This is a genomic window from Rhodoferax sp. UBA5149 (assembly GCF_002413825.1).
Classification (GTDB): domain Bacteria; phylum Pseudomonadota; class Gammaproteobacteria; order Burkholderiales; family Burkholderiaceae_C; genus Rhodoferax.
This window is the reverse complement of sequence record NZ_DHXT01000093.1, coordinates 1-10,712: the sequence shown is the minus strand read 5'-3', so window position 1 is coordinate 10,712 and position 10,712 is coordinate 1. Positions and strand designations below refer to the sequence as shown.

The following is a 10,712-nucleotide window of genomic DNA, read 5'->3' as shown; positions in this document are numbered from 1 at the left end:
GAGAAGCTATTGAAAACATAGCATTCCATTGATCGATGGCACCCGGTCGGTCAAAGTCTGTACTGGCCAGGGCCTGCCAGGCTGATTCCAGTCGGGCCTTGTCGAAGCAGGTGTCGGCCAAACCAAACTCGAGCGCACCCCCGGCGCCAATCATCTCACCGGTCAGTGCCAGCCATTCGCCGACTCGCCCAGGACAGCGGCTGAGGAAATAGCCACCGCCGACATCGGGAAACAGGCCGATATTGGTTTCGGGCATGGCCATCTTGGTGCGCTCAGTGACGATGCGCAGGCTGGCGCCTTGGCTGATGCCCATGCCACCGCCCATGACAATGCCATCCATGAAGGCGATATAGGGCTTGGGATAGCGGTGGATCAGATGGTTGAGGGCATATTCTTCGGTGAAGAAGTCTTCCAGCTCGGAATTGCCCGCCAAGGCGGCCTGGTGGAAAAAACGGATGTCGCCGCCGGCACAAAAAGCGCCGAAAGGCCCGGTCTTGCTGGTGCCGCGAATCGCCACCGCCTTCACCCGGTCGTCATCACGCCAGGCCAGCAGGCATTGTGTGAGGGCGCGAATCATCGAAAGCGACAGCGCGTTGAGCGCCTTGGGCCGGTTCAGCGTGATCAGGCCGACATGGCCGTGAACCTCGCTCAGGACGTCAGGCGCGTCGTCCGTTGACAGGGTGCTACTTGCATTCATGCTCTGCTCCTCCATCCAATCAGTTCTCGACGACCAGCGCGCCAATCACCAGCACATTGGGCCCCGGCACCTCGTGGGCACCGACGTACGCCAGCAGGATACCAAAAATCACCTCCGGCAAGCCCGACAATGACACGTCGGGGGTTTTGAGCCCCCGGGCGCACAGCACCGCCGGCGCAAAAGGAATAGCCCGTTGCAGCCAGGGAAAATCGGGACGAAGCGCCCGTATTTCAGGGATTAGCGGCCAGCGCGTTTGCGCTCGCTCTCCGTCAGGTGGCGCTTGCGCAGACGAATCGACTTGGGCGTGATTTCAACCAGCTCGTCGTCTTCAATGAATTCCACACCGTATTCCAGCGTACATTCGATCGGCGGGGGGATCTTGATCGCGTCTTCCTTGCCGCTGACGCGGAAGTTGGTCAGCTGCTTGGTGCGCGTGGCATTGACCACCAGATCGTTGTCACGGTTGTGGATACCGACAATCATGCCTTCGTACACCGGGTCGTTGGCCCGCACGAACATGCGGCCGCGGTCGTCCAGCTTGCCCAGCGCGTAGGTGAAAATTTCACCCGCGTCCATGGAAATCAGCACGCCGTTTTTGCGGCCGCCGATGTCGCCCTTGTGCGGCTCGTAGCTGTCGAAGATGTTGGAGATCAGGCCCGTGCCACGCGTCAGATTCAGGAATTCGTTGGTGAAACCGATCAGGCCACGCGCCGGGATGCGGTACTCCAGGCGCACGCGGCCACGGCCGTCCGATTCCATATTCACCAGGTCACCCTTGCGCTCGCCCAAAGCCTGCATCACGCCACCTTGGTGCTGCTCTTCAATGTCAGCGGTCACCATTTCAATGGGCTCGTACTTTTCGCCGTTCACGTCCTTCATCACGACGCGCGGTTTGCTGACGGCCATCTCAAAACCTTCGCGGCGCATGTTTTCCAGCAAAATAGTCAAGTGCAGTTCGCCGCGACCCATGACTTCAAAGATGCCTTCTTCGTCGGTTTCCTTGACGCGCAAGGCCACGTTGTGTTGCAGTTCTTTTTGCAGGCGGTCCCAAATCTGGCGACTGGTGACGTACTTGCCCTCACGGCCAGCCAGCGGGCTGGTGTTGACGCAGAAGTTCATGGTCAGGGTCGGCTCATCAACCTTGAGCATGGGCAGCGGCGCCGGATTGGCCGGGTCGGTGATGGTGACGCCAATACCGATGTCGGCCAGGCCGTTGATCAGCACGATTTCGCCGGGGCCGGCGTCCGTGGCCTGCACGCGTTCCAGGCCTTGAAAAGTCAATACCTGGTTGATACGACCCTTGACGGCCTTGCCGTCCGGGCCTTCCATGACCACCACGTCCATCATGGGCCTGATCGTGCCCTGGCTGATACGGCCAACCCCAATTCGGCCGACAAAGGTCGAGAAGTCGAGCGCCGAGATCTGCAGTTGCAGCGGCGCTGCGGGGTCACCCTGTTGGTGCGGCACATGCTGGAGGATGGTATTGAACAAGGCCGACATGTCGGGGCCCCACTGTTCACCCTGCGCACCCTCTTCCATCGACGACCAGCCGTTGATGCCCGAGGCGTAGACCACGGGAAAATCCAGCTGTTCATCGGTGGCACCGAGCTTGTCGAACAAATCAAACGCGGCGTTGACCACCCATTGGGGGCGCGCACCGGGCTTGTCCACCTTGTTCACCACCAGAATGGGCTTTAGCCCCAGGGCCAGCGCTTTTTTGGTCACAAAGCGGGTCTGCGGCATCGGGCCTTCTTGGGCGTCGATCAGCAGCACCACGCCGTCCACCATGCTTAATGCGCGTTCCACTTCACCGCCGAAGTCGGCGTGGCCGGGGGTATCGACGATGTTGATGTGCGTGCCTTCCCAGGTCACGGCGCAGTTCTTGGCCAGAATCGTGATGCCACGCTCTTTTTCGATGGCGTTGTTGTCCATCACGGTGTCGACCACCTTCTCGTGCTGGGCAAAGGTGCCGGACTGGCGCAGCAATTGGTCGACCATGGTGGTCTTGCCATGGTCAACGTGGGCGATGATGGCGATGTTGCGAATTTGTTTATGGCTCATGGTTCACTTTCTTAATTAGTTGAGGACAGAGCGCCGCTGCGCTCAAGTCTGTCCCCCAATCTTTCAAAATCCGGTCAAAGTCTGCTAATTTGCTCAATCTCAAGCGGGCTTAACAAGCGCCCCGGTATCAGTTCATCCGCCACGACGTGCGCCGTGCCCAACAGGACGCGATCTGCCGGTCCTGCGCCAATCGAAGGGCCGTAAACGGCCACTGGCCCCTTGTCAGGCCAAGCCCCCCGACGGCGTACGCCACTCAGAAAACGCCCGGCACTCTCGGCCTCCAGCGTGACCACCGTGTGATCGCGCAACAGCGACTCCACCGGCATCAAGCATTTCAAGCGCTCTTCCTCCGTCATGGCCTCCAGCGCATCCAGCGTCACGCACTGCGACACATCAAAACCACCGGTCTCGATGCGCCGCAAGGCGCTCAGGTGCGCACCGCAGCCCAAGGCTTCACCGATATCCTCGCCGAGGGTTCGGATGTAAGTCCCCTTGCTGCATTTAACTATCATTTTGATAGCTGGTTGCGCAATGTCTACGGGGGCTAGCGCCATATTTAACTTATAAATTGTCACTTCACGGGCTTCCCGCTCCACCTCAATGCCCGCCCGCGCATATTCGTAGAGCGCTTTACCGTCCTTCTTCAACGCACTGTGCATGGGCGGTATTTGCCGGATCAACCCGGCAAACCGCGACACCACGTTTCTGACGTCTTCCTCCGTGACCTTCACGGGTCGCTCTTCAATCACGTCGCCTTCGGCGTCCCCGGTGCTGGTCTTGATACCCAGTCGCGCCACCGCTTCGTACGTCTTGTCCGCATCCAGCTGGAGCTGACTGAACTTGGTCGCGGCACCAAAACACAGGGGCAACACCCCGGTGGCCAGCGGGTCCAGCGTGCCGGTGTGGCCCGCTTTTTCCGCACGCAACAGCCATTTGGCTTTTTGCAAGGCGTCATTGCTCGACCAGCCCAGAGGCTTGTCCAGCAACAGCACCCCATGCACGGGGCGCCTGGCAACCCGTGCACGTGGCGCATTCATCGTCTAGCCGGCGCCGGGCCGCCCCAAGACGGGTAACGCCCCCTTGGGGGGAAGCGAAGCACATGAAATGGCAAGCGTGGGGGCCACATTTCAGTCCTCTTTGGCCCGAGAGGCCACGGCCCGCGCAATCAAGGCATTCATGTCGGCGGCTCGTTCGGTCGTCTGGTCAAACAGGAAATGCAGTGTGGGCACGGTGTGAATGTGCAGGCGCTTGAACAGGCCGGCCCGCAAAAACCCGGCCGCCTGATTCAAACCTTCCGTGCATTCTTTCGGGTCTCCCGTCAGCAAGCTGAAGAACACCTTGGCGTGTGCGTAATCCGGCGTGACTTCCACCGCCTGAATCGTCACCATGCCCACCCGCGGATCTTTCAGCTCGCGCGCGATCAGCTCGGTCAGATCGCGCTGGATCTGATCGGCTACCTTGAAGGCGCGGTTGGGGGTTTTTGACTTGATTCGCACGGTTTATGCTCCGCCTATCAAAGGGTACGGGCGATTTCGCGAATTTCAAAGAATTCCAGCACGTCACCCTCTTGGATGTCGTTGTAGTTCTTGATGTTCAAGCCGCACTCGAAGCTTTCCTTGACTTCCTTGGCATCGTCCTTGAAACGCTTGAGCGATTCGAGTTCACCGGTGAAGATGACCACGTTGTCGCGCAGCAGACGAAGACGCGCCGTACGCCGAACCACACCGGCGGTCACCATACAACCGGCAATCGAGCCGATCTTGCTGACCTTGAACACCTGACGAATCTCGGCGGTACCAATGACCTCTTCCTTCTTGTCCGGCGTCAACATGCCCGACATGGCGAGCTTGAGCTCATCCACGGCGTCATAGATGATGTCGTAGTAACGGATGTCAACGCCGTTGTTCTCGGCCAACTTGCGCGCGCCGGCGTCGGCACGGGTGTTGAAGCCGATGATGACAGCCTTGGAGGCAATCGCCAGATTCACGTCGGATTCACTGATCGCACCGACCGCCGTGTAGACCAACTGCACCTTGACCTCGTCGGTCGAGAGCTTGAGCAGCGACTGCGCCAGCGCTTCCTGCGAACCTTGCACATCGGCCTTGATGATGATGGGCACCATCTTGACAGCACCAGCCGCCATGTCGGTGAACATGTTCTCCAGCTTGGCTGCCTGCTGCTTGGCCAGCTTGGTGTGGCGGAATTTGCCAGCACGGTAAGTAGCAATTTCACGGGCCCGGCGTTCGTCGGACATCACCATGAACTCGTCACCCGCTTGCGGGACCTCGGTCAGACCCTGAATCTCGACCGGAATCGAAGGGCCAGCCGTTTTGATGGTCTTGCCGTTTTCATCCAGCATGGCGCGCACACGGCCGTAGGTAGAACCGGCCAGCACGATGTCGCCGGTTTTAAGGGTGCCAGACTGAACCAGAATGGTGGCCACCGGGCCGCGACCCTTGTCAAGGCGCGCCTCAATCACCAGGCCCTTGGCCATGGCATCAATCGGTGCGCGCAGCTCCAGCACTTCGGCCTGCAGCAGCACTTGCTCCAGCAAGGCATCAATGCCCTGCCCGGTCTTGGCCGATACCGTCACGAAGGGTGAATCACCGCCGAATTCTTCAGGCACCACTTCTTCCACCACCAGCTCGTTTTTGACGCGCTCCGGGTTGGCATCCGGCTTGTCGATCTTGTTGATCGCCACCACGATCGGGACACCGGCCGCCTTGGCGTGCTTGATGGCCTCTTTGGTTTGCGGCATCACGCCGTCATCCGCCGCGACCACCAGAATCACGATGTCGGTGGCCTTGGCACCACGGGCACGCATAGCCGTAAAGGCCTCGTGACCGGGGGTATCGAGGAAGGAAATCATGCCGCGTGGTGTTTCCACGTGGTAGGCACCAATGTGCTGGGTAATACCGCCGGCTTCGGCCGAAGCCACTTTCGCGGTACGGATGTAATCCAGCAAGGAAGTTTTGCCGTGATCGACGTGGCCCATGACCGTCACAACCGGTGCGCGCGGCAACGATTCTGACTGCTGCTGTGACACTTCGTCATCGGTAAAGGCTTCCGGATCATCCAGCGCCGCCACGATGGCTTTGTGGCCCATTTCTTCCACCAAAATCATGGCGGTATCCTGGTCCAAGGGCTGGTTGATGGTGACCATCTGGCCCAGCTTCATCAGGTGTTTGATCACCTCCGACGCCTTGACGGCCATTTTGTGCGCCAACTCGGCCACGGTAATGGTTTCAGGCACATGCACTTCGATGACGCGCAGCTCGGCAGGCGCTGCCTGCACGCGGTGGTCGTCACGGTCTCGGTCATTGCTGCCGCGTCGGCCACGTGCCGGGGCGCGCCAGTTGGTGCCGCGGCCAGCGGGTGCACCGGTGGCGCCACGGGTTGGCAGGGCCTTTTTCTTGGCCGGATCGCCCGCCCAACTACTGGAGAGCTTGGCCGATTTGACTTCTTTTCCAGCGCCAGCGGCGGCGCCGGCACCTGGGGCGCCAGCGGCGCCGGGCTTGGCCGGTTTGGCAGGCGCCGCGCCAGCGGCTGGTTTGTGCAGCGTCCCTTTGAGGCCGGCCTTGGCGGCATCGGCAGCGCCTGGCTTGACCGCCGGTTTGACTTCTTCCGGTTTCTTGGCGACCGGCGCTTTTTTGGCCGGTGATGACATCATCAAACGAATGGCAGCGGCTTCATCCTCTGCCTTGCGCCGGCGATCCCCCAGATCGGCCGCCCGTGCGACATCTTCAGCCGCACGCGCCTTGGAATCGGCGACCGCTTTTTCACGTGCCAGCAATTGCGCCTTGGCCACGTTTCCCGCTTTTTCGGCTGCTTCCAAAACCTTGGCTGCTGCGATATCAATAGCATCTTGCGCTTGTTCGACGGGAGCTACAGGCTTGTTTATCTCCACGGCGGCTTGCGAAGCGGCTTTTTCAGCAGCGGTTGCAGCGGCCGTTTCAGCCGCTTCATGAGCCCGCGCCTCCAGCTCTTCGCGCTGACGCCGGCGCTCCGACAATTCCTCTTCCTGTCGGCGAATGAATTCAGCCTGGTGGCGAGCCTCTTCCTCACGACGCGCCAATTCAGCGTTGTCGATCAGCGGCGTCGTGTCAATTTCGTGTTCCAACTCCTGCTCGGGCACCTCAACAGCCACTTCGACCCCGTCCTCGCGGCGGATAAAGGTGCGCTTCTTGCGCACTTCGACCTGGATGGTGCGCGCCTTGCCACTGGAGTCCGCCTGCTTGATTTCGCTGGTGGACTTCTTGACGAGCGTAATCTTCCTGCGCTCAGGGCTGGCAGTGCCATGGCTGGCCTGCAAATAAGTCAACAGATGCTGTTTATCAGCGTCTGTCAGCTTGTCAGAAGCGGCCGATTTGGCCACTCCCGCCGATTTCAGTTGCTCAAGCAAGGTATCGGTTGATTTTTTGAGTTCGCTTGCAAACTCGGCGACGGTCGTACTGGACATTTGTTGTGTAACCTTTAGTTCGGCATAACAAGCCCTGCGGGCAATTGTTAGCCATCACTGAAACTTCGTTTTAGCTACGACATAACAAGCCTATGGGCAATTGTTAGTCTGCACTGAATCTTCGATTTCATGACATTGACGGTGTTTGAGAAGCGGCGTCATTGGTAAACCAATGTGCGCGCGCCTTCATGATCAAGGTCTTGGCTTCGTCCGCAGACTGGCCGGTGATTTCCGTGAGCTCGTCAACGGCCAGATCGGCCAGGTCGTCACGGGTGTGAACGCCGCTCTCTGCCAACTTGCCGATCAGTTCGGGGGTGAGGCCTTCAAGGTCATGCAAGTCCAGCGAAACCTCTTCAACACTCTCTTCATGCGCAATTTCCATGGTCAGCAGCGCGTCTTTGGCGCGCGTGCGCAATTCGTTGACCGTGTCCTCGTCGAAGCTCTCGATCTCGAGCATTTCTTCCAGCGGCACATAGGCCACCTGCTCCAGACTGGTAAAGCCTTCCGCAATCAGCAGATCGGCAATTTCCTCGTCGACATCGAGCTTTTCCATGAACAGCTTGCGGCCCGAATCGGTCTCGGTGGCTTGCTTCTGGGCCGACTCGGCAGCATCCAGAATATTGATCTTCCAGCCGGTCAGATCGGACGCCAGGCGCACGTTCTGACCGCCACGGCCAATCGCGATTGCCAGGTTTTCTTCGTCCACCACCACGTCCATGGCATGGCGCTCTTCGTCCACCACGATGGAGGACACATTGGCCGGGGCCAGGGCACCAATCACAAACTGGGCCGGGTCTTCGCTCCACAGCACAATGTCCACGCGCTCACCGGCCAACTCGTTGGTGACGCCATTGACGCGCGTGCCGCGCACACCGACACAGGTGCCGATCGGGTCCACCCGTTTGTCATGCGACAGCACCGCGATCTTGGCGCGCGAACCGACGTCACGGGCGCAGGATTTGATCTCCAGCAGACCTTGCTCAATTTCGGGCACTTCCTGGCGGAACAGCTCAATCATGAATTCAGGCGCGGAGCGCGACAGAATGATCGGTGCGCCGCGCAGGGTGAGGTCAACCTCCATGATCATGGCGCGAACGCGGTCGCCCATGCGCAGGTTTTCCTTCGGGATCATCTCGCTACGTCGCAAGCGGCCTTCGACACGACCGCTTTCGACAATGATGTCGCCCTTGTCCATGCGTTTGACGGTACCGACGAAAATCTTGTCGCCGCGCGACATGAAGTCGTTGAGCAACATCTCACGCTCGGCATCGCGAATTTTTTGCAGAATGACCTGCTTGGCCGCCATGGCACCGATGCGGCCAATCGGAACCGATTCCACCGTTTCTTCGATGTACTCGTCCACCTCGATGTCGGGAATCTGTTCCTTGGCTTCGAACAACAGGATTTCCTGGTCAGGCAACTGCAGGCCCGCCTCATCGGGCACCACATGCCAGCGACGAAACGTCTCGTAGCTGCCGCTGTCGCGGTCCACCGCGACGCGGATATCCACCTCGCCCTGGAACAGCTTCTTGGTCGCTTGGGCCAGCGCTGCCTCGACAGCGCCAAACACCACATCACGCTCCACGTTCTTTTCGCGTGAGATGGCTTCCACCAGCATTAACATTTCGCGATTCATGCCATGACTCTCCTGTTTCAATTCAAATTCGATTCTGTGTCGCCCTTGGAATCACGGCCCTCGCCGCGCCCCTTGAAGCTGACAATAGGCGCCAGTCGCGCCTCCTTCAACTCATCCAGCGTAAAGCCCAAGGCCTGCAACGGCGCCGGCAATCTCTTCTTGCTGACTTTTTGACCGGGCTTGACCACCGGCGCATCGCTCCAAACGATTTGCCAACCGCCCGCAACAGCGCCCCCGTCCTCACCCGTGGCGCGCTCCAGGGTGCCCCGAAACTTCTTGCGGGTGGCATTGACCAAGGCCCCTGCCGCAACCCCGATGGGCGCCTTCAGCGTGACGTCAATCTCCTGACCGACAAACCGCTCAAAATCTTTTTCATGTCGCAAGGGACGGTCAATGCCCGGCGAGGACACTTCAAGCCGCTTGTACTCAATCCCATCCACTTCCAGCGCAAACAGCAACTGGCGAGTGACTTTCTCGCAATCTTCCACCGTCACAAACTGCGCTACACCCGGCACCGCGCCATCCGCTGGCGCCGACCACGGCAGGTCAATCGTGATGCGCAGCAATCCCGCCGCGGAACGCTCGGTTTCGACCAGGTCGTAGCCCAGACCGGCTACGGTTTGTTCAACAATTTCTTTCAGTGCCACGTGTGTTCAGATGCAATGCAAAAACAATCGACCAAAAAAAACGGGCGGTAGATACCCGCCCGTTTGGTCGTGAGCTTTGGATTGTATCCTAAAAACCGCTTAAGTGCCTTGATTTCTAAGGATTTATCCACCTGCGGCGAGCAGGGTTTTGGTGTAGTCGTGCATCGGAGCCGTCAACACCTGCACCGCTGACCCGGACTCCACGATTTTCCCATCTTTCATGATCACCACGTCATGGGCCATGGCCCGGATGACATCCACATCGTGGGTGATGAGCAGGTAGCTCAAACCGTGCTCCCGTTGCAGGCGCTGCAAGAGTTGCAAAACCTGCTTCTGGATCGTGACATCCAGTGCACTGGTGGGTTCATCCAGCACCAGGATCAAGGGGTTCACGATAAGTGCCCGGGCGATCGCCAAGCGTTGCCGTTGCCCGCCCGAAAATTCATGTGGATAACGCTGCAGCAACCCCGCAAGCTGGGATTCATCCATGCCGAGCCCCATGCCAACATCCAGCAGTGCCTGCAGCACACGCAGGCGCGCTTGGGCTGGCAGTAGACCGGGCTCGTGCACCAACAGCCCTTCGCCCACAATTTCCTCCACCGTCAGGCGCGGCGACAGGGAAGAAAAAGGATCCTGAAACACCACTTGCACCACGCGGCGCAAGGATTTGTTGCTGAGCGCACTGATGCCCCAGGCTTGTCCCGTCACCTGCAATTCGCCGCTGAAAGGCAGCAAACCCAGCGCGGCCAGTGCCAGCGTGGATTTACCCGAGCCGGATTCGCCCATGACGCCCAGGGTCTGTCCGGGCTGCAGGTCGAAGTCGGCGCCTTGCACGGCGACGAACTCACCATGCCTGAACCAGCCCTTGAATCCCGGCAGCGGTATGGCATAGCCCACCCGCAGCGCCCGGGCCTGCATCACGGCCTGTTCGCCTGCGAGCGGCGCCCGGGCCTGCATCACGGCCTGTTCGCCTGCGAGCGGCGCCCGTTCCGCCACATCGCGCACCGGTTTGCTGTCAATCAAGCGGCGGGTATAGCTGTGTTGCGGATGGGCAAAGACGTCGGCCACCGCGCCCTGCTCCACGATATGGCCGTTTTCCATGACGATGACGCGGTCGGCAAAGCGGCGCACCAGATTGAGGTCATGGGTGATCATGAGCACGGCCATGCCATTTTTTTTCTGGAAACTGGCCAGCAGGTCCAGAATCTGCCC

The 10,712-nt window shown here is 59.7% G+C and carries 8 protein-coding genes; all 8 read right to left on the bottom strand.

The window, feature by feature from the left end; translation table 11 throughout:
* On the bottom strand, nucleotides 1-697 hold a 697-nt coding region (locus tag B3V69_RS07995; protein WP_296445425.1), incomplete at its 3' end, for a 3-hydroxyisobutyryl-CoA hydrolase.
* A 237-nt stretch (nucleotides 698-934) separates the two neighbouring features.
* Nucleotides 935-2,758 carry a translational GTPase TypA gene (typA, locus tag B3V69_RS07985; RefSeq protein ID WP_296445423.1) on the bottom strand — a complete coding sequence of 608 codons (1,824 nt, stop codon included), beginning with the start codon at nucleotides 2,756-2,758 and terminating at the stop codon, nucleotides 935-937.
* A gap of 74 nt (nucleotides 2,759-2,832) precedes the next feature.
* Nucleotides 2,833-3,795 (bottom strand): tRNA pseudouridine(55) synthase TruB, encoded by a 963-nt coding sequence (gene truB / locus B3V69_RS07980; protein WP_296445421.1) that lies wholly within the window; start codon nucleotides 3,793-3,795, stop codon nucleotides 2,833-2,835.
* A gap of 90 nt (nucleotides 3,796-3,885) precedes the next feature.
* A complete protein-coding gene (rbfA, locus tag B3V69_RS07975) occupies nucleotides 3,886-4,254 on the bottom strand; it encodes a 30S ribosome-binding factor RbfA (RefSeq protein ID WP_296445420.1) in 369 nt (122 codons plus the stop codon).
* Between the two features lie 17 nt (nucleotides 4,255-4,271).
* On the bottom strand, nucleotides 4,272-7,217 hold the full coding sequence (gene infB, locus B3V69_RS07970; RefSeq protein WP_296445417.1) for a translation initiation factor IF-2: 2,946 nt from the start codon (nucleotides 7,215-7,217) through the stop codon (nucleotides 4,272-4,274).
* Nucleotides 7,218-7,344: 127 nt separating this feature from the next.
* The gene (nusA, locus tag B3V69_RS07965) at nucleotides 7,345-8,853 is read right to left on the bottom strand and encodes a transcription termination factor NusA (protein ID WP_296445415.1); all 1,509 of its coding nucleotides are present in this window, start codon (nucleotides 8,851-8,853) and stop codon (nucleotides 7,345-7,347) included.
* 17 nt (nucleotides 8,854-8,870) lie between these two features.
* On the bottom strand, nucleotides 8,871-9,500 hold the full coding sequence (rimP, locus tag B3V69_RS07960; RefSeq protein ID WP_296445413.1) for a ribosome maturation factor RimP: 630 nt from the start codon (nucleotides 9,498-9,500) through the stop codon (nucleotides 8,871-8,873).
* A 123-nt stretch (nucleotides 9,501-9,623) separates the two neighbouring features.
* On the bottom strand, nucleotides 9,624-10,712 hold a 1,089-nt coding region (locus B3V69_RS07955; protein ID WP_296445411.1), incomplete at its 5' end, for an ATP-binding cassette domain-containing protein.

Coding starts and splice junctions, on each gene's coding strand:
- infB (WP_296445417.1), bottom strand. CDS start 7,217: ATGTCCAGTACGACCGTCGCCGAGTTTGCAAGCGAACTCAAAAAATCA.
- nusA (WP_296445415.1), bottom strand. CDS start 8,853: ATGAATCGCGAAATGTTAATGCTGGTGGAAGCCATCTCACGCGAAAAG.
- truB (WP_296445421.1), bottom strand. CDS start 3,795: ATGAATGCGCCACGTGCACGGGTTGCCAGGCGCCCCGTGCATGGGGTG.
- typA (WP_296445423.1), bottom strand. CDS start 2,758: ATGAGCCATAAACAAATTCGCAACATCGCCATCATCGCCCACGTTGAC.